This is a genomic window from Muriicola sp. SD30 (assembly GCF_041205185.1).
Classification (GTDB): domain Bacteria; phylum Bacteroidota; class Bacteroidia; order Flavobacteriales; family Flavobacteriaceae; genus Muriicola.
This window is the reverse complement of the sequence record NZ_JBGEWB010000001.1, coordinates 1052443-1077252: the sequence shown is the minus strand read 5'-3', so window position 1 is coordinate 1077252 and position 24810 is coordinate 1052443. Positions and strand designations below refer to the sequence as shown.

16 protein-coding genes are annotated in these 24810 nt (G+C 38.5%); 8 read left to right on the top strand and 8 right to left on the bottom strand.

What is annotated here, in order from left to right; genetic code table 11:
* Nucleotides 1-14 precede the first annotated feature (14 nt).
* Together ppdK and AB8P51_RS04755 are read left to right on the top strand one after the other, a co-directional pair.
* The gene (gene ppdK / locus AB8P51_RS04760; RefSeq protein WP_369747609.1) at nt 15-2744 is read left to right on the top strand and encodes a pyruvate, phosphate dikinase; all 2730 of its coding nucleotides are present in this window, start codon (nt 15-17) and stop codon (nt 2742-2744) included.
* A gap of 120 nt (nt 2745-2864) precedes the next feature.
* Nucleotides 2865-3605, top strand: coding sequence for a tyrosine-protein phosphatase (locus AB8P51_RS04755; RefSeq protein WP_369747608.1), 741 nt, complete (start codon nt 2865-2867; stop codon nt 3603-3605).
* 13 nt (nt 3606-3618) lie between these two features.
* On the opposite strand, the gene AB8P51_RS04750 is transcribed toward AB8P51_RS04755, so the two are convergent.
* From AB8P51_RS04750 to AB8P51_RS04735, 4 genes are read right to left on the bottom strand one after another with little or no spacing between them, the layout of a single operon-like run.
* On the bottom strand, nt 3619-6018 hold the full coding sequence (locus AB8P51_RS04750; protein ID WP_369747607.1) for a GumC family protein: 2400 nt from the start codon (nt 6016-6018) through the stop codon (nt 3619-3621).
* Nucleotides 6019-6040: 22 nt separating this feature from the next.
* Nucleotides 6041-6817, bottom strand: a complete 777-nt coding sequence (locus AB8P51_RS04745) for a polysaccharide biosynthesis/export family protein (protein ID WP_369747606.1) — start codon at nt 6815-6817, stop codon at nt 6041-6043.
* Nucleotides 6818-6843: 26 nt separating this feature from the next.
* A complete protein-coding gene (locus AB8P51_RS04740) occupies nt 6844-8796 on the bottom strand; it encodes a polysaccharide biosynthesis protein (RefSeq protein ID WP_369747605.1) in 1953 nt (650 codons plus the stop codon).
* Complete coding sequence (locus tag AB8P51_RS04735) at nt 8796-9881, bottom strand: aminotransferase class I/II-fold pyridoxal phosphate-dependent enzyme (protein WP_369747701.1); 1086 nt, start codon at nt 9879-9881, stop codon at nt 8796-8798. The genes AB8P51_RS04740 and AB8P51_RS04735 overlap by 1 nt, the downstream gene beginning before the upstream one ends.
* Before the next feature lie 770 nt (nt 9882-10651).
* Here AB8P51_RS04735 and AB8P51_RS04730 point away from each other — a divergent pair.
* The 6 genes from AB8P51_RS04730 (at nt 10652) to AB8P51_RS04705 (ending at nt 18283) form a co-directional block, all read left to right on the top strand.
* Entirely contained in the window at nt 10652-11677 is a 1026-nt protein-coding gene (locus tag AB8P51_RS04730) for an NAD-dependent epimerase (RefSeq protein ID WP_369747604.1), read from the top strand.
* 340 nt (nt 11678-12017) lie between these two features.
* Nucleotides 12018-13466, top strand: a complete 1449-nt coding sequence (locus AB8P51_RS04725) for an MBOAT family protein (protein ID WP_369747603.1) — start codon at nt 12018-12020, stop codon at nt 13464-13466.
* Nucleotides 13467-13469: 3 nt separating this feature from the next.
* Nucleotides 13470-14372 (top strand): hypothetical protein, encoded by a 903-nt coding sequence (locus tag AB8P51_RS04720; protein WP_369747602.1) that lies wholly within the window; start codon nt 13470-13472, stop codon nt 14370-14372.
* Between the two features lie 285 nt (nt 14373-14657).
* Nucleotides 14658-15656: an SDR family oxidoreductase gene (locus AB8P51_RS04715; RefSeq protein ID WP_369747601.1), complete on the top strand. Its 999-nt coding sequence runs from the start codon at nt 14658-14660 to the stop codon at nt 15654-15656.
* A 7-nt stretch (nt 15657-15663) separates the two neighbouring features.
* Nucleotides 15664-16998: a UDP-glucose/GDP-mannose dehydrogenase family protein gene (locus AB8P51_RS04710; protein WP_369747600.1), complete on the top strand. Its 1335-nt coding sequence runs from the start codon at nt 15664-15666 to the stop codon at nt 16996-16998.
* Nucleotides 16999-17008: 10 nt separating this feature from the next.
* Nucleotides 17009-18283, top strand: a complete 1275-nt coding sequence (locus tag AB8P51_RS04705) for a nucleotide sugar dehydrogenase (RefSeq protein WP_369747599.1) — start codon at nt 17009-17011, stop codon at nt 18281-18283.
* An 82-nt stretch (nt 18284-18365) separates the two neighbouring features.
* Here the strand turns inward: AB8P51_RS04705 and AB8P51_RS04700 are convergent, their stop codons facing one another.
* The 4 genes from AB8P51_RS04700 to AB8P51_RS04685 form a co-directional block, all read right to left on the bottom strand.
* On the bottom strand, nt 18366-19817 hold the full coding sequence (locus AB8P51_RS04700) for a heparin lyase I family protein (protein WP_369747598.1): 1452 nt from the start codon (nt 19815-19817) through the stop codon (nt 18366-18368).
* A 940-nt stretch (nt 19818-20757) separates the two neighbouring features.
* Nucleotides 20758-22218: a lipopolysaccharide biosynthesis protein gene (locus tag AB8P51_RS04695; RefSeq protein ID WP_369747597.1), complete on the bottom strand. Its 1461-nt coding sequence runs from the start codon at nt 22216-22218 to the stop codon at nt 20758-20760.
* Between the two features lie 37 nt (nt 22219-22255).
* Nucleotides 22256-23386, bottom strand: coding sequence for a glycosyltransferase family 4 protein (locus AB8P51_RS04690; RefSeq protein ID WP_369747596.1), 1131 nt, complete (start codon nt 23384-23386; stop codon nt 22256-22258).
* A complete protein-coding gene (locus tag AB8P51_RS04685) occupies nt 23383-24570 on the bottom strand; it encodes an O-antigen ligase family protein (protein ID WP_369747595.1) in 1188 nt (395 codons plus the stop codon). Before AB8P51_RS04685 ends, AB8P51_RS04690 begins: the two co-directional genes overlap by 4 nt.
* Nucleotides 24571-24810: the final 240 nt, after the last annotated feature.

Here is a 24810-nt window from a genome sequence, read left to right as displayed (position 1 = left end):
ATAAAGTAGCTGTCATGGAAACGACCACAGAAATCAAGACTCGTGTATACAGGTTTGGGAATAAAAAAGCCGATGGGAAGAGTGCAATGAAAAACTTACTTGGGGGCAAGGGCGCCAACCTGGCTGAAATGAGTCGTATTGGAATTCCGGTTCCTCCGGGATTTACTATCACCACAGAAGTTTGCACCGAATACAATGAACTGGGCCGGAAAAAGGTTATATCCCTGATCAAATCCGAAGTTGAAAAAGCGGTACAGGAAATTGAAGAGACCATGGGAGCAAAATTCGGAGATGATGATGATCCTCTGTTACTCTCTGTGCGCTCTGGTGCCAGGGTCTCCATGCCGGGGATGATGGATACCGTACTGAATTTAGGCTTAAATGATGACGCCGTTGAAGGCATTGTCAAAAAGACCGGGAATGAACGGTTTGCCTGGGATTCCTATCGCCGTTTTATACAGATGTACGGAGGTGTTGTAATGGGAATGAAACCAGAGTCCAAGGAAGATGAAGATCCCTTCGAAGAAATCATTGACAACTTAAAGGAGAAAAGACATATAAAGCTCGACACTGATTTTACTATCCAGGATTTGCAGGACCTCGTGTACGACTTTAAGGATGTTGTAAAGAAAAAAACCGGGAAAAACTTTCCGACAGACCCCTGGGATCAGCTGTGGGGTGCTGTAATGGCTGTTTTTGACAGTTGGAACGGAAAACGCGCCCAGTATTATCGGAAAATCCATAGTTATCCTGCCGATTGGGGTACTGCAGTAAATGTACAGGCCATGGTATTTGGTAATATGGGCCTCGATTCGGGGACGGGGGTATGTTTTACGCGCGATGCAGGAACCGGCGAAAATGTGTTTAACGGGGAATACCTTATCAACGCCCAGGGCGAGGATGTGGTTGCAGGAGTGCGTACACCTCAGCAGATCACCAGACTGGGATCTGAACGTTGGGCAAAACTGGCTCAAATCTCCGAGGAGGACAGAAAGACCGACTACCCCTCTCTGGAAGAATTAATGCCGGAGATCTATCAGGAATTAGATGGGTATCAGAAAACACTGGAAGACCATTACCGCGACATGCAGGATATGGAATTTACCATACAGCAGGGTAAACTTTGGATCCTGCAAACCCGAAATGGAAAGCGTACAGGGGCAGCTATGGTTAAGATTACAATGGATCTGTTGGAAGAAGGTGTAATTGACGAAAAAGAAGCTTTGCTTAGAATCGACCCGGCCAAACTCGACGAACTCCTCCACCCTGTTTTCGATCCTAATGCACTATTGGATGCAGAGATCATAGCCCAGGGTTTACCTGCTTCACCCGGTGCAGCTACAGGGCAAATCGTATTTTTTGCCGAAGAGGCAAAGAAATATAAAAATACGATCCTGGTACGTACAGAAACTTCCCCTGAAGACCTGGAAGGCATGGATCTTGCAAGAGGAATCCTTACCGCCAGAGGGGGAATGACCTCCCATGCGGCCGTTGTGGCGCGCGGGATGGGGAAATGCTGTATCTCCGGTGCAGGAGCTCTTAAGATCAATTACAAAAAAAGAACCCTAACGGTTGATGGAAAAGAATTCCACGATGGCGACTGGATCTCCCTCAATGGTTCTACCGGGAATATTATAGAAGGGAAAGTTGCGACAAGACAACCTGAACTCAGCGGGGAATTCGGGGAGTTGATGGATCTTTCTGATAAGTATACCCGAATGAAGGTTCGGACAAATGCTGATACTCCTAAAGATGCCCTCGTAGCCCGTAATTTTGGAGCTCAGGGGATTGGACTTACCCGTACAGAACATATGTTCTTTGAGGTGGACAGGATCAAGGCTATGCGTGAAATGATCCTTGCGACGACCGTAAAAGGGAGAAAACATGCACTACGTGAACTATTACCCATGCAACGCAGCGATTTTGAAGGTATTTTTGAAGCCATGCAAGGCCTTCCTGTAACTATAAGGTTGCTCGACCCACCACTGCATGAATTTGTACCTCATCAGCTCGCTACACAAAAAGAATTGGCAGAGGACCTCCATATTTCGCTTGATGCGGTGAAAAGTAAAGTAGCGGCCCTGGAAGAATTTAACCCCATGCTGGGGCATAGAGGATGCCGATTGGGAAATACGTATCCTGAGATCACCGAAATGCAGACAAGGGCCATTATAGAGGCCGCACTAAATGTAAAAGAAAAGGGTATTGATGTACATCCTGAGATCATGGTACCACTGGTGGGAACCGTAAACGAGTTTGTAGAACAGGAAAAAGTAATCCGGGAAACCGCAGAGGCTATCTTTGCCAGACGGAAAACCAAGATCAATTATTCCGTAGGGACTATGATCGAGATCCCCCGGGCAGCCCTGATGGCGGATAAGATCGCCGAACATGCCGATTTCTTTTCTTTCGGCACCAATGACCTTACACAAATGACTTATGGGTATTCCCGGGATGATGCGAGCAAATTCCTTCCCATCTACCTGGAGAAAGGAATTTTAAAGGAGGATCCTTTTGAAGTGATGGATCAGGAAGGTGTAGGGCAATTAGTACTTATGGGAACAGAACGCGGAAGGAAAAGCAAGCCTCACTTAAAGGTAGGAATCTGCGGGGAACACGGGGGGGAACCCAGTTCAGTAGAGTTCTGTCACCGTGCCGGAATGAATTATGTAAGCTGTTCGCCTTTCAGGGTACCTATAGCCAGGGTGGCTGCTGCTCAGGCGGCTATTATGGAGGAAAAATAGCTTATCAACAAGCTTAAAGATTTCCAATTGGACACCTATTAGTGTATATAGGTGTCCATTTTTTTTAATATTCTTAGTTGGTGAAGAAAGCCTATTTTTGCACGAGAATTTAAATTGGCAATGTTCCATATTTTTAATAAGAAACGATTTTTAGTAGATGCGTTAAAGGGGTTCGTAGACATTCACAATCACCTTCTGCCGGGTATTGATGATGGAGCAAAAACCGTGGGAGACTCTATAGTCATGATCCGAGAATTTGAGTCCTTTGGAGTGACAAAGTTTATAGCTACTCCTCATATTATGGCCGACTACTACCCAAACACACCAACAACTATTGGCAATGCCCTGGGAATACTAAAATCGGAGTTGTTGATGCAGGGTAAGGAGAATATCACAATAGAAGCAGCGGCAGAACATATGATTGATGCATCCTTTGAAAACCTTTTTGAGAATAAGGAAATCATGCCTCTTAAATTCAATTACCTCCTAGTAGAGATGTCGTATCTGCAAGCCTCACTTAATTTTGACAGTGCTATTGAAAAAATAACTTCTGCAGGATTTTTTCCAATACTAGCCCATCCTGAGCGATATCGCTATCTTCATTCAAAAAGGAAGGTCTTAAAGGAGTACAAGAGAAAAAATGTGCTGTTTCAGCTAAATCTGTTGTCCTTAAGTGATTACTACGGCAGTGATATACAAAAATTTGCTTTCCAACTATTAGAAAAGAACAAGATCGATTTCGTGGGATCGGATGTTCACACGATCAATCAATTAAAGAGCTTAAAAGAAATTACCGTATCAGAAAAAGTTTATGATAAGATAGTGCCCATTGTTCAAAATACGATAAGGGAGTTTTATTAATTCAAATAATTTCCTAGGCAAATTTCCACCATTTTTTAGTTTTCTCCCCATAGCCATAGCCGTATTTACCACCATAGCCCAGATTTGATTCCTTTACTCCGTTAACAATGAATGATAACCCGTTTAATTTTCCTTCTGCATGAAGTTTTAAAGGAAAGTCGAGTACTTTTAATTCCGTAACTCCGGCACGAACCACGTATAGAATTTGATCCGCATATTCACTGATAAGCAGTGTGTCAGAGACTACCATGAGCGGAGCCGTATCTACAATTACATAGTCATAGTCAGCCGGTACAATAGCCAGCAATTCTTTCATCTTGTCATTCATTAATAGTTCAGCCGGATTAGGCGGTACTTTTCCAGAATAAATAACATCTACCGTCTGGTCATGGGCCAACATAGGAGAGATAATCTCATCAATACTTATTTTTTCATCCACCAAGTAATCTGTAAGACCGATGCTTCCATTTTCCCTTTTGGGCTTACCGAGACGATCCACATTTTTTCCTGAATAAAACTCATAGATCCTTGGATTCCTTATATCTGCACCGATCAGTAATACTTTTTTATTTGCCTTTGCAAAGATCATGGCAAGATTGGCTGAAACCAGCGTTTTTCCTTCCCCGGGCACCGAAGAAGTAACATATATGATATTCCCTTTGCCTTTGGATCTCTTTTTCGATTTGATCATGTAATCGATGTTAGTCCTGAGGATCCTCAGTGATTCTGCCAGTACCGTCCTTTCCCCTGTGCGCACCAGAGAATTTTCCTTTTTAGAGATCTTGGGTAATTCGGCCAGTACCGGAATATCCCCTACGTACTTCTCTAGAAGAATCTTATTATGTACCTTGTTATCTAACAACTGCAGCAAGTAAACTAAAGAAAATGGAATTAGTATACCCAAGATAAGGCTAGCCAGCAGAATAATTGGTTTTTTTGGGGATACCGGGAATTCGCTCACACCATAAGCTCTATCGATTATTTTTGACTTTGGTGAAGCAGATGCAAAGGTGATCTGAGACTCTTCTCGTTTCTGCAATAAATAGAGATAAAGGGCCTCTGTGGTTTGTTGTTGGCGCGTAATATCCCGTAAAGCTCTTTCATTTCCAGGCGTCGCATAAATCCTGGCATTAACGGCAGAAAGCCTGCTGCTCAAATTGCTGACCTGCATGTCCAGTGTATTGGTCATACTATTTAAACTGGATTGCAAGCTCTTTCTCAACCCATTTAATTGTTCATCCAGGCTTACAATGACCGGGTTTTTTTCATTAGAACTTCGGAGTAGCCTATTCCTTTCACTCACCAATTGATTAAACAGAGCAGTTGTGCTTGCAATTGTAGGATCATTTAATCCTATGTTGGAAGGAAGTATTTCATACCCCTGCATATTGTCAATGATATCCTTCATTGATGCCGCTGAATTTAGCTGAAACTGCACATTTTGTAATTCCTGCTGACTTTGAGCACTTATGTTGATATTGCTACTGGTCTGTGAAGCCACATCCGCAATACCCCTCCCCGCCTTGAATTCCTGTGCAGACTGATCTACTGAAGAGAGGTCCCCGTAGATCTCATTTATACGGTCATTTATAAACGCTGAGGTCCTATCTGCGATCAGCCTTTTATCTTCTATCGCATTCCCATTGTAAGTATCTATTAAGCCATTGACGATATCCTTTGCTTTTTGCTCTACAGCATCATTAAGAGAAATGGTTATTACATTAGTAAATTCGTTATTGACAGTTATTATAATTTTATCCTTGTATTTCTGAGCGACTGAAATCAGGGGCGCTAAGATCACCTTAAATTCACGACCCCTTTGTGCAGCCATATCGCCATTATTGGGGATCATAACCAAATCCCCGATCGATGAGGATACCTTCCCTCCAAAACTATAACTGTTAGCAGGTCCGACCTCTTGTCCTTTTATTTCCTGAAAGGTAAAGGTAGATTCTGAGGTTACTTTTACCAAAAATTCAGCCTTAGACGTATAGACCAAAGTATCAGGGATTAAGAAATTGACCTTAAAGGGTGCTGCCTTTCCATAAAGTTCCGAATCGTGGATTTTGCCAAGGGAAAAAATTCTAATATTAATTCCCAATTGCCTAGCCACTTCGATCATGTTAGTTCGTGAATTCAGGAGCTCGATCTCATCCTCAACCTTGGTATTCCCTGCAGTAAACATCTCGAGATCAGAAAAGGCTCCTAGTTCCGAGCCGGCACTTTGGTTTTCAAGGATCTGTATCTTTCCCTTTACAGCATACTGAGGAGTTGTATATCGGATATATAAAAGGGCAAGTATTACCGCAAGAATAATACCTGCTACAAACCATTTCCAGCGGGTGAGATAGGGTTTTAATAACTCCGAGTAATCTGACTCATTAGTAGGTCTACCAGAATAAGAGGGTTTCATTGATATCAATTAATCTAATTATTTATCTTGTTAACAACAATACCCCGGATGTTATCAATGTTGAAATAATTGTTATGGTTATAGTTGTAGAGGGGCCTACCGAAGTTTCCTTAATTCCCGTTCTATTTGGTTCTATGTAGACTACATCATTCTGGGTGAGATAGTAGACCGGAGATTTGGTCATATCCTTAGAAGTCAGATCAATTCTAGTATATACTTTAGTTCCGTTAAAATCCCTAATTACCAGAACATTTTCACGCACTCCTCTTAAGGTCAGATCTCCTGCAAGTCCGAGCGCTTCTAAAATTGATATTTGTTCCCCAACCACAGGATAAGTACCGGGCCTGTTTACCTGACCCAAAATGGTAACGGTAAAATTAGTTAACCTAATATTTATTATAGGATCTTTCAAATACTCTGACAGCCTTTCTCGGAGTAAACTTCTCAATTCATCAGGTGAAAGACCCTCGATTTTGAGTTTCCCTATTACCGGAAAATCGATCATTCCATCCTGGTCTACCAAATAATCTACTTGTTCCGCGCTAAAACCACGTTCTGATGCGCCCCTGAATAAATTAAAAGGAACACTAGCCTCCGGATCCAGAGAAGATACATGAATAGAAACCAGGTCATCCACCTTAAATTTTGTAGCAGCCTTGTTGTTGACCAACATCGTTTCAAACTCACCCGTATCCTGGAAATATACAACATCACGGCGCGAAGCACATGATGAAAGTAAAAAGCACGTAAAAAGTGTTAAAAAAAGTATTTGGCCTAATAACGGAATCTTGTTGAACATTAATTAAATTTTGATAAATGGTTGATTTATGGTAAAATCGTATTCTTTTCTCTTCTCTCAATTATTGTCTCTTCGAGATTGGATTTCAATTCTTTTGAGTCTAATTCGCTAAACTTAGAATTGTTCGAAATATATTCAGGAACTATTTGCTTCATTAACTTCACCGTGTTGCCGGAAAAAAACATATTAGTAACACACAATTCGTCTATCTTGGCTCTTACCTCAGTATAATCAAAATCGCGAACCTTACTTATCATAATTTTTTTATTATAAGTCGGTAAAGTATTTTCTCCATTCGCCAGTAATTCTTCATATAATTTTTCTCCGGGTCGCAGACCTGTTACTTGAATATCAATGTCTTCCGGGTAACGCAGTCCTGAAAGTTTGATCATATTCTTGGCCAAATCCATTATTTTTACTGACTCTCCCATATCAAAGATAAAAAGTTCTCCTCCACTTCCCATCGCCCCTGCCTCCAATACAAGCTGGGATGCCTCAGGGATAGTCATAAAAAAACGAGTAATGTCTTCATGTGTTACTGTTAAAGGTCCTCCTTTTTCTATTTGCTTTTTAAATAGGGGAATTACCGATCCGTTTGAGCCTAAGACATTCCCGAAACGAGTGGTAATGAATTTCGTTACACCTTCCTGCTGTCTACAGCTAATATACATTTCTGCAATGCGCTTTGTAGCCCCCATCACATTTGTAGGGTTCACCGCCTTATCTGTAGATACAAGTACAAATTTTTGTGTTCCATATTGAATTGAAAGGTCTGCAATTACCTTAGTTCCGGCGATATTTGTTTTGATAGCAGGATATGGATTTTCCTCCATTAAGGGCACATGCTTATAGGCCGCGGCATGAAATACAATATCAGGTTTAAAATCATTGAATATTTCATTCATCCTGTTCTTGTCCCGGATATCTGCAACAAGAGGTTTAAAATTAAATATCTTTGATTGCTTTAATTCTTGTTGCAAATCATATAATGCCGATTCTGCAAGATCAACTATAATCAAGGATTTATAATGATATCGAGTGATTTGACGAACCAATTCACTGCCGATGGAACCAGCCCCGCCGGTTACCAATATTACTTTATCATTAAGCTCTTCAGAAATCCTTGAATTTTTGATTAAGATGGGGGATCGATTTAACAGATCCTCTATCTGAATTTTTTTGATCTGAGATACCTTTAATTCCCCGTTGATCCAATCCTCTACAGGTGGCACCATTTTTACTATAACAGGAAAATCTACCAACCCTTCAACTTTTGATCTAAGTGTTTTTGGCTCTATGTTATGAATCGAAAAAATTACCTCAGAAATTTCTTTTATTCTGATAAATTCCTCGTTTAAAGATTGAGGTCCGTAAACCTTTATGCCATTGATCTTTTTGCCAATTTTTTGCTTATCACTATCTATATAGCCAACTACGTTTGCCATATTTCTCGAGTGATTAGAAAGTGCATGATGTGTTAATATGCCTGACTCTCCGGCACCATAAATTAAAACGTTTTTATTGTTTGAATTTAATTTATGAACCAGGTTGTAATGCAAACTCTTAAAAACATATCTGCTGGCAGTAAGAGATACAAAGGCTATAAAACTATTAATAACTATGATTGAAAGAGGGATTGTAAAGTCTTCAAGAACGACAAATTGCCTATTTAAAAGGACTATGAATATGGCTATAATGCTCGACAAACAAACGGCATTAAAAATATTATATACATCACGCACCCCTGTATGTCTGATCACTCCTTTATAAGAACCGGTAATTAAGAATGCCACTAATGAAATAAGTATTATTAAGGGCACCTGTATACCAAGCTTTTCGAAATCAAAATTCAAAGTGAAATTGAACCTTACAAAGTATGACAACACAAAGGCAATAGAAATCGTGATTAGGTCAATAATCAATACTACCCATTTGGAGGCATAACGCTGAACTGTACTACTAAAGTATTTTCGTAACATTAGACGGTTCCTTTTATAATATCTGTTATTCTTAGAAGATCTTCGGTACTTAAATTAGAACCACTGGGCAGACATAACCCTCTTGTAAATAGATCTTCACTTATTCCATTTACAAAGGATAGTTCATCCTTAAAAACAGGTTGCATATGCATCGGTTTCCACAAGGGTCTTGATTCTATATTTTCCTGAAGTAAGGCTAACCGTATTTGCTCACGTGCCTCATAGGATGTACACAAAATACACGTAAGCCATCGATTGGAATAAAATCCCTCCGGTTCGTCGAGAAACTCAATACTTTCTAATTGAGATAATTCCTCTTTGTAAAATTGAAAATTAGCTCTACGTGCACGAACGCGATCATTCAGCACCTCCATCTGGCCCCTGCCAATTCCGGCTAAGACATTACTCATTCTATAATTAAAACCAATTTCGGAATGTTGATAGTGGGGGGCGTCGTCCCTCGCTTGAGTTGCTAAAAAAACAGCTTTTTCTTTCAGCTTTTTTTCTTTTGACACCAATGCTCCACCTCCCGAAGTTGTAATGATCTTGTTTCCATTGAAAGATAATATTGCCACATCTCCAAAAGTACCACAAGCTATACCATTATAGGTGCTTCCCAAAGCCTCAGCACTGTCTTCAACAATGGGTATATTGTATTTTTGTGCCACCGCATTCACCTCATTTACCTGATAAGGCATACCGTACAGGTGAACTGGAACAATGGCTTTCGGTTTCTTCCCTCTAGAAATACCATTCAGAATTGCTTCTTCCAACAAAACCGGACATATATTCCAGGTTTTTTTTTCGCTGTCAACAAATACGGGGGAGGCCCCTAGGTAAGTAATAGGATTAGCAGATGCAGAAAAGGTAAAACTCTGGCAGATCACCTCATCTCCCGGGGAAACCCCAACCAATTGCAAAGCCAAATGCAATGCTCCGGTACCTGAACTCAGCGCCGCAACGTGAGCGTCATTGCCCAAATAAACAGCCAGATCTTTTTCAAAGCCCTGAACATTCGGACCTAAAGGAGCGATCCAATTCGTTTCGAATGCTTCATTGATAAACTCTTGCTCTTTCCCGCCCATATGGGGAGATGAAAGCCAAATTTTATTTTGTATTACTGTTTTCACAGGTTTGGTTTTGGTCAAATGGTTTTAAATTCAAATCTATGTTGGATAATCCTGAATTCTTTTGTTTACTCTATATAGTTACCAACAATTTGTCTTCTCCTTACTCTAAAACACAGGAAAGAATAAAATTACTCTTAAAAATCTCAGACACATAATTACTGCTAAATAATTCGGTCAATTCCACAAAAAGTCGGTTAGCATCCATATTTGGGGATATTAAAATAACCAAAATATTTCCTAATAACTAATAATAAAATATAACCAACCCAATGATATGGGTCATATCCAATTAAATTGACACGCTAATTATAAAATTCACAGAAGAAAAATGATATTTCGGAAACTAGTTCAATTTGTTATCATTAAAAGGATCTTCAGATGTCAAAAATTCTTAATTATCCTGAAATTATTTACTTATCCTTTCTTTTCAAATCACTAAATAGCTTTGTGAAGCTTTAAATAAAATAGTATAGGACTTTGGATTAAATCGGTTTAATAAACCGTTTTCCCTAATTAAAAATTTGAAAGCAGGAGTGTTAATTACCGATTAGATCTCCCGAGATATGTATCCTGCACAAATTAAATATGACACTTATAAATGAACAATCTATTTACAATCACTTTTTTTTGGGACACTTTAACCTATGTTTATACAACATCGTCCTATTTTTATTAATTGATCAAATAATTATCGGATTTTTGATAAAGTGTTAATCTCTAATCGCATGAAAATTTTAGTAACCGGTGCAGCCGGTTTTATCGGTTTTTTTGTAGCCAAATTACTTGCAGTTAAGGGGCATAAAGTTATTGGCCTAGACAATATAAATGATTACTACGATCCCCTCTTAAAATATGCCAGGCTTAAAGAACTGGGTATTTCAAAAGACAGTGCCGAAAAATTCAATTTACTTTCCAGCAGTCAATCCATAAATAATTTTTCATTCATAAGGTTAAATCTTGAGAATCAGGAGGAACTTTCTGCACTTTTCGAAAAGGAAAAATTTGATGTTGTCTGCAATCTGGCTGCCCAGGCCGGTGTTCGTTACAGTATAGAAAATCCTCAGGCTTACATTGAAAGTAATGTAGTAGGGTTTTTAAACATTCTTGAAAATTGCAGGCATTTTAAAATCAAACATTTGATCTACGCCAGTAGTTCGAGTGTTTATGGCCAAAATTCAAAAATACCCTTCGAGACCACTGACAGAGTAGATCAGCCGGTTAGTCTGTACGCAGCTACCAAAAAAAGCAATGAGCTTATGGCTCATACTTATAGCCATCTCTTCGGTTTTTCTACAACTGGTTTGCGATTTTTCACGGTCTATGGCCCTTGGGGCAGGCCAGATATGGCCATGTTCCTATTTACTGAGGCTATTTTAAAGGGCAACCCAATAAAGGTCTTTAACTATGGCCTACTGGAACGGGATTTTACTTATATAGATGATATCACGGAAGGTGTTGTAAGAGTAGTAGAAGAAGATGTTAGCCTGCGTCTGGAAAAAGGGGATCTCTATAAGTTATACAATATAGGGAATAATCAGTCGGTTAATTTAATGGATTTTATCGCGGCTATCGAGGATACGCTTCAGATCAAGGCCGAAAAAGAAATGCTTCCTATGCAACCTGGAGATGTGGAAAAAACCTGGGCGAATGTGGATGACCTGATAAGAGATTTCGGATACCAACCGGATACTACAATCCAAAAGGGCGTAAAACTATTTGTGGACTGGTACCAAGAATATTATAATAAATAAATTCGGGAAGACACTTTCGCTTGAATATCCTCATTCTTGAAATTTCCGTTAAGAAAAGGATCTACAAGAATGTCTATTTATCAATGGCCACATCAAATACCTTTTATCGATTAAAAAAGTTATTTGTACATTTTCTCAGATTATTGATAGAAGTTAACGCATCTTTGAGTCCAACCAAAAATTAGAAACTTCATGAAAAACAACCAGCCCAATCTCAATAATGACTAGATAATGCTAATTTTAGGACTCGGTAGTGTGCTATCCGTGATCTTTCCAAATCTATACGGAATCAACATGCCGGGCACACGTGTATTTAAAGACCAACTAGCAATAAATAATCATGTTATTTAATTCTATTGATTTTGCCATTTTTCTGCCAATAGTATTTGTACTCTATTGGTTTGTGACAAAAAAGAACTTGAAGCTTCAAAACTTGCTTATAGTTATCGCAAGCTACATATTCTATGGATGGTGGGATTGGAGATTTTTGTCTTTGATAGTTTTTAGCACCGTGGTAGATTACCTGGTGGGCCTTAAATTAAATAATGAAACGAATCTAACCAAAAGAAAAATTCTTCTATGGACAAGCATTCTTGTAAACCTTGGCTTTTTAGGCTTCTTTAAGTATTTCAATTTTTTTCAAGAAAATTTCGTCTCCGCATTCTCATTTTTTGGGTGGGAAATCCAGAGTTCTTCCTTAAATATAGTACTTCCAGTAGGGATCAGTTTTTATACCTTCCAAACAATGAGTTATACCATAGATGTATACAAAAGGAAATTAGCTCCTACTAATGATTTTATCTCTTTTGCAGCCTTTGTGAGTTTCTTTCCACAGTTGGTGGCGGGTCCTATTGAACGAGCCAAACATTTGCTTCCTCAATTTTATGGCAAAAGAGATTTTAATTATTCTCTGGCCGCTGATGGAATGCGGCAAATATTATGGGGATTATTCAAAAAGGTTGTCATAGCGGATAATTGTGCGGTATATGTCAACCAAATCTTCGAAAATTCAGCAACCCTCAATGGAAGTGATCTACTATTAGGTGTCTTCTTATTCTCCTTTCAGATATATGGGGATTTTTCCGGTTACTCTGATATTGCAATTGGTGTAGCCAGATTATTTGGCTTCGATTTAATGAGAAACTTTTCATATCCCTATTTCTCACGAGATATTGCAGAATTTTGGAGACGTTGGCACATTTCACTTTCTACATGGTTTAGAGATTATTTATATATACCTCTTGGAGGTAGCAGAGGCAATACATCGTTAAAAGTTAGGAATGTATTCATAATTTTTGTGGTGAGTGGATTTTGGCATGGTGCGAATTGGACTTTCATTATTTGGGGCCTTTTAAATGCAATCTATTTTTTGCCTCTTCTTTTATCAAATAATAATAGAAACCATCTGGAGATCGTTGCACTCAATAATGTATTACCCAGCTTAAGAGAGACATTAGCTATCCTCAAAACATTTGGATTGACAATGTTTGCCTGGATATTTTTCAGATCCGACAATATCGGACATGCTTTTCAGATCATCAAAGAGGTTTTTTCGGGTAGTTTATTTTCGAAACCAACAATTAATGATCCATTTGAACTCTTAATTCTATTTGTTCTACTATTTTATTTTATAATTCAGGAATGGATAGGAAGAAAAAACCAATACGCCATAGAATCACTAGGGAGGAGTAAATATAAGGGGGTTAGGTGGATAACATATTTAGTGCTATTCACTATTATTATTTTACTTGGAGGTAGCGATCAAGAATTCATTTATTTTCAATTTTGAAGTATGTATAAATTTATACTGAAATCTGCTGTTTTTTCATTTTTGTTTCTAGCTCTAAATTTTTGCTATTTATTTATAATTCAAAAAGTTGATTGGAATTTCGCCAAAAGGATAGAGGCATTGAATTTGGAGAATCCGCGCTTTGATGTTCTTATTCTTGGGAATAGCCTGGCCATGGATGGTGTTGACACAGACTATATGTCTAAAAAGAATCTCTCTTCTTACAATCTCGCTTTGGGCGGCTCCTCAATATCTACTAGCCTAATTCAATTGAAAGAGTATCTAACGGCATACTCTTATAAACCTAAATATGTAATCGTTGGTCACGCATCGTATACTTCATTTATGAAAAAGGATAAGAAAATACATCCTGCTGTTGATTTTACCTCAGAAAACAAAGTCTATGGAATTTATGATTTACCGATGATTAAGTTTAAATGGATGCTAGTAGATAATCTAAAAAAGTTAATATCAAAACCACATAGAGAGGCCTTTCTTTTGAAAGGGCAATTGAAGTTCAAAAAGAAGGTTGCGGATAATACTTCATTAAGAGACGACAATGAACTTAATCTTGATTTCTATAAGAATAATGAGGTGCTTAATGAATTTATTGAATTGTGCTCTTATCACAACATTCAAGTATTTTTTGTAGAAATGCCCGGTTTCAAAGATGAACGACATCCGAAAAAATTCAATTGTAAAATTTTAAATAAAGAAAGCAAAAATGGTTTTCTGATAGATTATAACACGATCGTATTCGGGAAAATTTTTGATTCGAAAGAAGACTGGATTGGTGCTGACCACCTAAATGAATCCGGGGCAAGAAAGTTCACCGAAGAATTGGTACAGGATTTATTCATCAATAAGATATGTGGACCGAACACAGAATCGATTGAATACAACTAAAGAATCACCCCAAAACTTTTTCATTTATCATAGAATTCTTCCAGATCGAATTTGTTTTCACTTTGCACAGAAATCAACTCTTCTGTCATTTATTTTAGATCTTTATCCAATATTTAAAAAAGTGAAGATTTAACTGAAAAAGAAACGAGGCGGACTGGTCTGATTAGTGGATCCTGCATTGTTGTTTATAATTCCTATTGCACTTAATCGACAAATAATGAGATTTGGAATATTTAAGTAGGTTTTTCCTTTCGTTTTGATGTAATTTACGCTCCAATTTTAATTATGACCATACAAGGATTTAATCTTAAACCCGATCATTTGTTCTTAGTCACCGGGGGAGCTGGATTCATAGGTTCCAACCTTTGTGAAGTATTACTTAATAACGGAAATAGGGTTCGTTGCCTGGATAACTTTGCTACTGGGAAAAAAGATAATATTAAAGATTTACTTCCCAACTCAAACTTCGAATTACTTGAAGGTGATATTCGAAACATTGATGATTGTCTCCAGGCATGTGAAGGAGTAGATTATGTTTTACACCAGGCAGCTCTAGGTTCAGTACCTCGGTCAATTAAAGATCCTATTACTAGTAACGAAGTAAATGTTGGGGGGTTTCTCAATATGCTTTTAGCTGCAAGGGATGCTGGTGTTAAGCGTTTTGTGTACGCTGCTAGTTCTTCGACCTATGGAGACTCTAAAAGCCTGCCCAAAGTGGAAGATGTTATCGGTAAGCCCTTGTCGCCTTATGCTATCACGAAATATGTAAACGAACTATATGCTGAAATTTTTAGCAAAACTTATGGTATCGAAACAATCGGCCTGCGGTATTTTAATGTATTTGGAAGGCGTCAGGACCCCAATGGGGCGTATGCTGCTGTTATTCCCAAGTTTGTAATGCAACTAATGAAGCATCAATCACCCATTATCAATGGCGATGGGTCGTTTTCCAGGGATTTTACATATGTTGATAATGTCATTGAAATGAATATTCGGGCCGTACTCACCAAAGATAAAAATGCAATCAATACGGTTTATAATGTCGCTTTCGGGGAACGGACCAATCTCAATGAATTGGTGGTCTTATTGAAAAAGTACTTGTCTAGGTTTGACCCTGCTATTGGAAACGTAGACCCTGAATATGGTCCTAAACGTGAAGGAGATGTCCCCCATTCTCTGGCTTCCATAGAAAAAGCGAAGAAACTGTTGGGTTATGATCCCAAATTTGATATGCAATCCGGATTGCAGGAAGCTGTAAAATGGTATTGGAAGAATCTAAAATAGAATATAGATGAAATTGACGGTTATAGGCACCGGGTACGTAGGTTTAGTGAGTGGGACCTGTTTCGCAGAAATGGGAAACATGGTAACCTGTGTGGATATTGATTCCGGGAAGATCGAAAAATTAAAGGAAGGGATCATCCCGATCTACGAACCTGGATTGGAAGCCATGGTTAAGCGGAACACCGAGAACAAAACCCTTTCCTTCAGCACGGATCTAAAAGCGTCCCTCGAAAAAACCCAGATCGCTTTTATCGCAGTGGGTACTCCCATGGGGGAAGACGGCTCTGCAGACCTACAGTACGTCCTGCAAGTGGCCAAGGAGATTGGCACTCATATGCAACATCCCCTGATCATCGTCGATAAATCCACTGTTCCGGTCGGGACAGCAGACAAGGTAAGGGAAACGATCTCCAGAGCTCTCGCAGACAGGAATGTCGACCTCGATTTTCATGTGGTTTCCAACCCGGAATTCCTTAAGGAAGGAGATGCCATCAATGATTTTATGAAACCGGACCGGGTAGTTGTGGGATCGGACCACGAGGAATCAACAGCTGTAATGAGGTCTTTGTACGCCCCTTTTTTCAGGAGCAGCATGGACAGGCTTATCACCATGGATGTTCGCTCAGCGGAGATGACCAAATACGTGGCCAATGCCATGCTGGCCACGAAGATCTCCTTTATGAACGAAGTGGCCAATATATGCGAACTGGTGGGAGCTGATGTCAATAAGGTGCGCATAGGGATCGGTTCAGACAGCAGGATAGGGTATAGCTTCATCTATCCGGGTAGCGGCTATGGTGGGTCCTGTTTCCCCAAAGACGTCAGGGCCTTGCACCGTACCGCTGCGGAGCACGGATATGAAGCCGAGCTGATTGGCTCTGTAGAGGCAGTGAATGATCGGCAAAAACTTGTGATCTCTCAGAAAGTTATCAAGCACTTCGGGGAAGATCTAAAGGGTAAAAAGTTCGCTATCTGGGGGTTGGCTTTTAAACCTCAGACGGATGACATGCGGGAGGCACCATCGATTTATATCATCAAAGAATTGGTGAAAAGGGGTGCAAAAATTCAGGCCTATGACCCCAAAGCCATGGAAGAAGCTGAACATTTCTACCTTAAGGATGTACCGGGCATCACCTACCATTCCTCCAAGTACGATACGCTGCATAAAGCCGATGCGATGATACTGCTTACGGAATGGAAGGAATTCAGAGCTCCTGACTTTATGGAACTGAAAGCGCGGTTGAAACAGCCCCTAATCTTTGACGGAAGAAATCAATACAATTCCGAATCCTTAAAGAGGATTGGATTTACATATTATCAGATCGGTAAAAAAACCGACTAAAAAGACTTAGATGACTAAAATAGCAGTAATAGGTTTAGGGTATGTAGGACTGCCTCTGGCCAGACTTTTTGCCACCAAATATCCAGTAATAGGGTTTGACATCAACAAATCCAGGGTGGAGGAATTGCAATCAGGGGTGGATGCCACTCTGGAAGTAGAGAACGAGACCCTGGCCAAAGTCTTAAAACAATCCCCCAAGATGGAAATCGGACTTTATTGCTCAGATCAGCCGGAGGATCTCAGGGACTGCAACTACTATGTGATTACCGTACCCACGCCGGTAGATAAAACCAACAGGCCTATTCTGACACCCTTGTACAAATCAAGTGAGACCGTAGGTAAGGTGTTAAAAAAGGGAGATATCGTGATCTATGAATCTACCGTGTACCCAGGGGTGACCGAGGAGGAATGTGTGCCAGTACTCGAACAGCATAGCGGGCTTAAATTCAATAAAGATTTTTTCACCGGGTATTCCCCCGAACGCATTAATCCCGGAGATAAAGAACATACTGTGGAAAAGATTCTGAAGGTGACCTCGGGCTCCACGCCTGAAGTAGCCAAAAAGGTGGACGCTCTATATGCCTCTGTAATTACCGCAGGCACTCATATGGCTCCTTCAATAAAGGTGGCAGAGGCAGCCAAGGTGATTGAAAATTCTCAGCGCGACATCAACATTGCCTTTGTCAATGAGCTGGCCAAGATCTTTAATCTCATGGGAATAGACACCCACGCAGTGCTGGAAGCGGCTGGTACCAAATGGAATTTCCTGCCCTTTAAACCCGGCCTGGTGGGGGGACACTGCATTGGAGTGGATCCTTATTATCTTGCACAAAAGGCGCAGCAATATGGCTATCATCCTGAAATCATCTTAACTGGTAGAAGGATGAATGACGGAATGGGGAAATATGTGGCCTCTGAGGTAATAAAACTTATGGTGCAAAAGGACATTAAAGTAAAAGGGTCTAAGATTCTTGTGCTGGGGATAACCTTTAAGGAAAACTGTCCGGATGTTAGAAATACCAAAGCTGTAGACTTAATTAAAGACTTAATAAGTTACGGAACAGATATGACCATTTATGATCCCTGGGCCTCCCCAAAAGAAGTTAAAGAAGAATATGGTTTAACAACCACCCGGGATTTACCTGAGGGTCCTTTTGATGCCGTAGTCCTTGCAGTGGCTCATAAAGAATATTTACAATTGAGGTTAAGGGAGCTGCTAAAAGAAAAGGGAATTCTTTACGATGTTAAAGGAGCTTTGAAAGAGCGTGTAGATGCCAGACTTTAATAATCTTTAGAATAATAAAACAATAAAAATCCTGACAAATTTGTCAGGATTTTTATTTTATTTATACTGAAATATTATTTACTTAATTACTCGGGTCAACGTCTTGATAAGTTCCATCTGGGCCGTTCCACATTTTAATGTTATCAAAGAAGATGTCATAATTTGTTCCTTCTGGAATAGGCATTAAAGCATCACTCCAATAAGGCCCAAACACAGGCGTTATTCCTAACCTTATTTCACCACCTCTGCGTTCATACCTGTAAAGTGTTGTGCCTGTTTGGTCTACAATTTTTTGACCATTTACCCATATTTCTATAAAACCATCACTCCTTGGGTCATAACCAAAATGATTTCTGCCAAGTTCTTGAGTGTCTGGACCAGTATAATCAGCACCAAACGCCCCTTTAAAGTGTATTACTACATCATACCATTGTCGAGGGTTATAATCGAAGGAAACAGAGGAAGTCCCTGTCCCGGCTCCGTTCCAAGTTCCTAAACTCTCTGAGGTTTGGTCAACCCTAGTTACATCGTCAGCTAGACTCCAATACAGTTGAGTGCCGTTTGACGCTTCACGAAGTGAAAGGGCATTAACCGTTGAACTCCCACCGGGGGCCAAAAGTCGGGCCTGATAAAAAAGCCTACTGTTACCAGTTGGGTTTTGTATGTAAAAGGAAAAACCGCACCACCACTCCCCGAAAGGATGAGCGACGTCTTTACCTACCTGATTCCTATTATATTCAGTACCATTTGGACTGTTATAATTGCCTAACCATAAAGCTCTTCCAGTACCATTACGCCCAGCCTTTAGTGGAGAATCGGGATGATCTGTTGTCCTTGGGGTTCCATTGTCTATTTCCCACTGATTTTGTTCGGGTTCGGGAGAGCCATTGGGCCCCCATTGCTGATAGGGGTATGTGCCATTTTCAAAGTCAGTAAACAAGTATACAGGCCCCGGTAATCCCGATTCTGCGTTAACGCTTGTATTGCCTATATCTTCTAATACCAGGTTTTGTATCTCCCAAGTGTCACCTGCCGTGCGGCCTCCAAAAACCAAATCATTGCCTTTATTGTTTTCAAGTGAGCCGTCGAATTCATAAGTATATGTTTCAAAGCTTCCCGTGATGTTGGGCGTTGCCATTTCATTATATCTTAGACCTATTTGGAGTTGTCCTGTACCGACTGTTTGTCTTGCATCAAAGGTTAACCTGAAACGTCTTGCCTCAAAAACACGGTTTGACAAAAGGTTGTAAAGCTCGGCAGACCAGTTGTCCTCAGTATTAGTAATAGAACCTCCTCCACCTGGTTCAGAATTACCAGCTATGACGGTTAAAATACCGCCTGTTGCAGTGGATCCATTTCTTAAAGTCCAATTATCCCCGTTTTGAAATGTTTCATTTAGAAATAAAACATCACCACTTCTAGCAGTTGGAAATGTTGTTGCACTTCCGTCCTGTCCTGTACTTCCGTCAGAACCATCACTACCAGGATCGTCTATTGATTCTATTTCTTGATCTATGAGAACGGTATCGAGCAATAGATCTGAATCCTTACTACAAGAAGTAAAGAATAGTACACTGCAAATTAAGCTCAACAATACTCGGGGACTTTGGGGATAAAATTTCATGTGATAAATAAATTAAGTTCCTATTATAATCAAATTTGGGTTCGCTAAAATTATTTAAATTTCAACAATCATCGTCAAAACTTATCCTTTTTTCGATGTAATACCTTTTTGACACTGATTATTTAACGTTGCAAGTGTAGTATTTGGATTTCACCGTTTCAAGTATTCGATGAACTACACTGTTTTTTAACAAACAGTTAAGATTTTAGGAGGGGCTAATCAAATCTGATGGGCAGAAAAGGAGATATCATTCCTGGTCAATGATAATTTATAGAGTTTGAAATTTTTATAGGTATTCCATATTACAAAAACTATTGGAAATTTGGGGCAAACGAAAGTTGCACCCGGAGTGTCCCAGACGGAATAATATGATTTTAGCAAAAAGTCTCGAGAGAGTAGGTTATAAATCTGAGTAATTGTTAATTTGAAACTATCATACATTATTGAAGTAAGATAGTTCTTAGGTCTTTCCTATAGACTAATTACCATTAGGAAATCCAAACTACAGATTATAGGCATTCTGATGAATTGTAGATTTTGACCAACTGTTATGAAGCAAGAATTGCAGGAAATAATCTACATTCTTTATTTTCAGAAGTTTTACTATAGGTTTTATAACACTATTTATAAAAAAACCTAAGTGCGTTATACGTAAAGGAGTAAACATAGTTATTGTGTATAAACGAAGTTCTTTCGACTTCTGTGGCGTGACTACTCAATCAGGAAGATGTGAAACGATCTATTATGAACTCTGATTTTTGAGCATCTAACCCATCTACTTATTCGTGTTTGTTCCTTCTTAAATAAAATTCAAAATATTTACAATCTTTTTATTCTTAAAATAGGAATATTACCCTTTGTTCAATGTATTTCTAATTGCCAAACCTAAATATTGCCCAAATACAGAAGGATTAAACTTCAAGAAACCAGCACATAATATCAACAAACCTATCGTAAATACAATAAACATGGTGACATCAGTTTTACCCAATAAATTAAACAAATATTTATATGCAAAAATCAATATACCTAGATACAGTCCCAGTCTTAATCCTGCCACCAGGGGCTGATAAAAATATTCGCCAATAGTTCCCTTAAAAACGTTTTTTACCAAAACCATCATCATTAAATAGTTTATAAAATGGCTTACAACAATTCCAATGGCTGCACCATTGATTCCGTAGAAATAACCCAAAGCACCAGAAAGTACTAAGATGATAACCGTAAAAATGTATTTGCGAGTTACATTTTTATAAACAAGACCTTTGGCCTTAATGACTTCATCGGTCGTTTTTCCGGCATTACTGAAGGTTAGAATGAGAAACATAATTTGTAGAGGTAAAACAGCTTCTGGCCAATTTGCCCCCATTAGAATTTGTACAATTTCCGCTGAAAAAAAAACTAAAAAAACCGTTGCGGGAATCATAATCGAGTTACTAAACCCTAACCCAAATTTGTATATTTTAATCAATCTTTCATTCTCATCCTGGATTTCGGACATCACAGGAAACATAACTTGGTTCATAATCTGTGCAAGAAATTCACTGGGTATTTCCTTTACTCTAGAGGCTCTTTCATAGACACCAAGCATATCTTGTGTAAAGAATTTTCCAAATATCAAATTCAGCCCATTTCTCGATAAAAAACTAGCAATCGTCAACAACACTATACCAAAACCAAAACTAAACAACTGACGGGCTTCTTTATAATGAATCTTCAAGCTTATTTTCATTGGAGCCATATAAAACAAAGCTATTGAGCTTAATAAGGAGGTAATAAGAGTTGCAAAAACAAGAGACCATACTCCATTACCATCCATAGCTAAATAAACTCCGGTACCATAACCAATTATATTTGAGATAATATTGACTATCGCAACATTTTTAAAGGAGTAATATTTAAAAAGCAAATTGATTGAAATATGGCTCAGCGCAAGTAATATGAGGTTTAAGGAAGATACTTTAATGAGATTATCTAACCTAAGGTCATTATATGCCGAAGCAATAAGCGGAGCCGTAATATATAAAACAGTGTATAGGAGGATACCTATAAAAAGGCTGGTTTGCAAGGCACCATTTGCATGTTTATTATTTATTTCCTTTCGTTGTATCAATGCAGAACCCATACCACCCAGTACAAAAATATTCCCAATGCCTATTATTGCATAAATAATAGCCATAAGACCATAGTCTTCTTTAAGTAAAAGCCTGGTCATGATGGAAAAGTAAAGGATCTTTAAAACATTTAGGGAAAGGACTGAAACTGACTGCCACTTACCTGCATGCTTAATTTTATCGCCAAGGCTCATCATACAGTCATATTAATTTTGCAAGGTCTGTCGGTTTACTTTATTCTTCTAACTTACCTTGAATGAAATTCAGTATACCAATTGCTCTTTCACTGATTTCAAAATTCTTTGAGTATTCCAAGGCGTTCTTGGACATTTCCCCTCTTCTGCCCTCATTATTGACGACCGATTTTATAGCACTTTCTATTGCTTTTATATCCAAGGGATTTACCAAAATAGAAAAAGAAGGATCGCATTGAAAGTGTATCTCAGGAATGTCTGATGAAACTATTGGCAATCCACATGCCATTGCCTCAACGATTGCATTACAAGAGCCCTCATGCCAAGTTGGCAAAACAAATAAATCTGCTGCGGATAGTAATTCTGGAACTTTTTCAGATATGACACTATCTTTAAATACGACATTATTTCCTTCAAGGATTTGTGGACCACCACCTACAAAGATAAGACCTAATCCTTCCAAATTTTGGGTGGCATTTAACAGCATTTTAGGACCTTTATTTTCAATGAACCTGCCAACAAATATTGCTAATATTTTATCTTTTGGGAGGCCATATTTACTTCTCATTTTTAGTTTGTCCCTAGGATAAAAGATATCCAAGTTTACAGCATTTGGCTTGATTATTATCTTATTTTCTTTAACCCCATATTTAATAAGCCTATCTCTTATTTGAGGAGAAACGGCTATAAAACCATTTATTTTTCCCAAAATAGAGCTGAAGTAGGCGCTTGAATAAAAAGCCTTTCTTACCTCTAAATTATTATACTCTCCAATGGCCGCATATATGGGTTTATTATATTCTGATAAGGCCTCGACCGCAATAAAAGCACTGGCCAAAAAATGGGCATACACTACATCAAATTCAATCTTATGTTTCTTTACGATTCTCCTTACCGCTTTAATTTGACCTAGTTCGCCTATTCTGTAGGTGTTAAATCCAAAAATAAATTTCTGGGATGCATTTAAAAATTTTGGCCTGTAAACTGTTCCTAGTTCTTCCCCGTATTCCTTATTCTTATTAAAATAAATATTAGATATAAGACCCTGAGGAGATATTATGTTCACGGTATGACCCAACTTAGCAAATTGCTGAATCAAATTGTAAACAAACACACCCCTTGATGGCGTTTTTAAGGATGGATAATTACCGGATACTACTAATATTTTCATTGAGCTAGTTTTTCTTGTTTATCACTGGACATTATTTGAGCCGTTGATCCTATTAAAACTGCAAAAAAGAACCAGAATAAAATTTTTCCTATACTTCCTCCTTGCTTAGACATATTAAAGATGACAATTACGAAAATTACAAGATTTAAGGAATCTCCTACCTGCTTAAAGTGAGCTAATAATAGTTTGGTCAACCGGTATAAAAAAATCAGAAACAATATTATCCCAGGAAGGCCACAAGCTATGAATATATAGAGAAAGATGTTATGAGGATTCAAATTGATCCCTGAATAAGCAAACATTCTGGGCCTGACCCCTTCAAACCCAGAACCAATGATAATATTATCCTGAATTATGTTAAATGCCGCATCCCATAATACATTTCTTCCTGTCTCACCCTTTTCAACTGTTGCTAAAAAGCGTTCTGCCATAAGTGGATTTGTTTCTAATAAATAAGTTATCAGCATACCTGAGGCAAGTGCTGCAAAAACAATTAGTGCCCATTTTTTGAAAGCCGATATCTCTCGAAAATAGAGAAGTACGGTTAGTCCCAAAAACATAGATACAAAAGCTCCACGCGAAGCAGACGTGGCGACTAAGCTAATAAAGGGGATACAAATTGCAATTATTATTATGAATCTTTTAATTGAAAACTTATTTATTAACTTTGAAATAGCAATTAAGAAAGCTAAAGAAGCCTTTGCTCCCATAATATTAGGATTCTCTCCAAACAACAATAATCTGCCATTCTCAAAGGTGACACCGTTGCCAAGTGAAACCAATAAAAAAACCAATAGCATACTAGCTACATAGGTGTTTAAAACTATAGGTGAAGTTTTTGGCTTACAATATAGATGAGCTGCAATAAATGTCATTAACACTATTAAAAGAAGTGTTCTATAGTTGTAAGCATATTTGAGTTCGGTAACGTATTCAGAGTTTAGAGCAGAACAAATAAATCCAACTACAATTAATAATAAGAGAGGAATTACGAATCTCTTAAAAGGTGCAAAGCGAAAATTCCTGCCAATCAACGGAACCCAGCTTGCCAAATATAGGATCGTTGTAATAAAAGTAACCGAAATTGTCCCTACTAATTGAAAAGGATCCCATTTCTCAAAAGTTACGGAAAATACCAGTAAATATAAACAGTAATCATTTATTATATTTAATGGCTTTAGCATAATTTATCTCAGGGCATCTTGCTTCGGAGAGCAAATTAAATTAAAAATTAAGTAGCAAAGTGACTTAATAGATGAAAAACCAGTTTTTAACGAATAATTGAATCTTTAAATCCCTTCTATGCTACTTATTCAAATAAGCAATATATTTTTGATCTTAGTACTCAAGAAAAAAAGTTATGATTACTTTTTGGATAATAAGCTCTTAGAAACCTCTAATGAAATTTGACAATTTAAATCAAG

What these genes read in the sequence shown, in the direction of transcription:
- AB8P51_RS04730 (WP_369747604.1), top strand. Translation starts at nt 10,652, where the DNA reads ATGAAAATTTTAGTAACCGGTGCAGCCGGTTTTATCGGTTTTTTTGTA.
- AB8P51_RS04725 (WP_369747603.1), top strand. Translation starts at nt 12,018, where the DNA reads ATGTTATTTAATTCTATTGATTTTGCCATTTTTCTGCCAATAGTATTT.
- AB8P51_RS04695 (WP_369747597.1), bottom strand. Translation starts at nt 22,218, where the DNA reads ATGATGAGCCTTGGCGATAAAATTAAGCATGCAGGTAAGTGGCAGTCA.
- AB8P51_RS04690 (WP_369747596.1), bottom strand. Translation starts at nt 23,386, where the DNA reads ATGAAAATATTAGTAGTATCCGGTAATTATCCATCCTTAAAAACGCCA.
- AB8P51_RS04720 (WP_369747602.1), top strand. Translation starts at nt 13,470, where the DNA reads ATGTATAAATTTATACTGAAATCTGCTGTTTTTTCATTTTTGTTTCTA.
- AB8P51_RS04735 (WP_369747701.1), bottom strand. Translation starts at nt 9,881, where the DNA reads ATGGGCGGGAAAGAGCAAGAGTTTATCAATGAAGCATTCGAAACGAAT.
- AB8P51_RS04715 (WP_369747601.1), top strand. Translation starts at nt 14,658, where the DNA reads ATGACCATACAAGGATTTAATCTTAAACCCGATCATTTGTTCTTAGTC.
- AB8P51_RS04750 (WP_369747607.1), bottom strand. Translation starts at nt 6,018, where the DNA reads ATGAAACCCTCTTATTCTGGTAGACCTACTAATGAGTCAGATTACTCG.
- AB8P51_RS04755 (WP_369747608.1), top strand. Translation starts at nt 2,865, where the DNA reads ATGTTCCATATTTTTAATAAGAAACGATTTTTAGTAGATGCGTTAAAG.
- AB8P51_RS04685 (WP_369747595.1), bottom strand. Translation starts at nt 24,570, where the DNA reads ATGCTAAAGCCATTAAATATAATAAATGATTACTGTTTATATTTACTG.
- AB8P51_RS04745 (WP_369747606.1), bottom strand. Translation starts at nt 6,817, where the DNA reads ATGTTCAACAAGATTCCGTTATTAGGCCAAATACTTTTTTTAACACTT.
- AB8P51_RS04740 (WP_369747605.1), bottom strand. Translation starts at nt 8,796, where the DNA reads ATGTTACGAAAATACTTTAGTAGTACAGTTCAGCGTTATGCCTCCAAA.
- AB8P51_RS04705 (WP_369747599.1), top strand. Translation starts at nt 17,009, where the DNA reads ATGACTAAAATAGCAGTAATAGGTTTAGGGTATGTAGGACTGCCTCTG.
- ppdK (WP_369747609.1), top strand. Translation starts at nt 15, where the DNA reads ATGGAAACGACCACAGAAATCAAGACTCGTGTATACAGGTTTGGGAAT.
- AB8P51_RS04710 (WP_369747600.1), top strand. Translation starts at nt 15,664, where the DNA reads ATGAAATTGACGGTTATAGGCACCGGGTACGTAGGTTTAGTGAGTGGG.